Source organism: Oleiphilus sp. HI0061 (assembly GCF_001635675.1).
Window position 1 is genome coordinate 1 of the sequence record NZ_LWFE01001782.1, and the last position, 1102, is coordinate 1102.

The 1102-nt window shown below is 43.3% G+C and carries 2 protein-coding genes; both read right to left on the minus strand.

Annotated features, from left to right (window positions below; all coding sequences use genetic code 11):
* Nucleotides 1-463: HDOD domain-containing protein (locus A3735_RS27225; RefSeq protein ID WP_156499962.1), on the minus strand; the 463-nt coding region annotated here is incomplete at its 3' end.
* Nucleotides 464-576: 113 nt separating this feature from the next.
* The coding region (locus A3735_RS27230) for a DUF599 domain-containing protein (RefSeq protein WP_068639033.1) at nt 577-1102 on the minus strand (526 nt) is incomplete at its 5' end.

Consider the following 1102-nt stretch of genomic DNA (forward strand, 5'->3'; position numbering starts at 1 on the left):
TTTTAACGGCAGACTCTTCATGATAAATATGAATTAGTAGCTCGCCGATGTTACGCATCATGCCGATTGTGAAGGCTGTTTCAGGGTCTGAGTCAGTGTGTTTAGCAATTAGCTTGCTGATGCTGGCAATCATGAAACTATCACGCCAGAACTGTTTTTTATCAAAGCCCGGGATGTCTTGGAAAGCACCAGTAATACCAGAGGCAACGACTAAGGTTTTCAGGGTATCGATGCCGAGCATCACAACTGCAGAGTCGATTGAGGCGATCTTACGTCCTGCACCATAGCGCGCGGAATTGGCTAGACGCATAATTTTGGCAGAAAGGACCTGGTCCATCTGTATTTTTTTTGAAATCTCATCAACATTGGAATGAGGATCATTAAACTGCTTGATCAGTTCTTGCACCACTTTCGGGATGTTGGGTAAATTTGGGCTTCCTTTAAATAGCGATTCTAAAGACATTCCTGTAACTCCTACGCGTCAATTGCCTTTGTTTTATATTTGTTCTAATGAGTATAGAAAAAGCCCGCGATCGGTAAAGAATAGACTTGTGACTTTTTGTTTTTTATTGAGTTTTAGCGCATTGCTTGAGACAGCTCTTCTTTACCCACCAGGATTTTAAGTGTGGATGACTTAAATTCACGACGAAATAGAATAAAGACAATAAGGGTGCTGGCGACCATAAATACCCATGGGTTGATAAACCAGGTCAGCATGGCGATAGAGAAATAGTAAGTGCGTAAGCCACTATTAAAGTTGTTAGCGGCCATGGAGGCCATGGAAGCCATGCGTGAAGCAAGCGCCTCCCTCTCTTCATTACTGCAGTCTTCACTAGGGGTTGGCGCCCCGCCAACCATAATGGTTACAAAACCATATTGGCGTAAGCTCCAGGTAAACTTGAAGAAGGCATAGACAAAAACAAAAATTAACGTAATGACTTTGATCTCCCATTCCGAGCGATCGGTGGGGACTGCGAAGGGGAGCCCTTCTATGAGGTGTATTGCTTTTTCAGTTGAGCCTAAGATGGTTATTAAGCCAGCGAGAATAAGCATGGTCGTTGATGCAAAAAAAGAAACACCTTTTTCAAGGTTCGCAATTGCA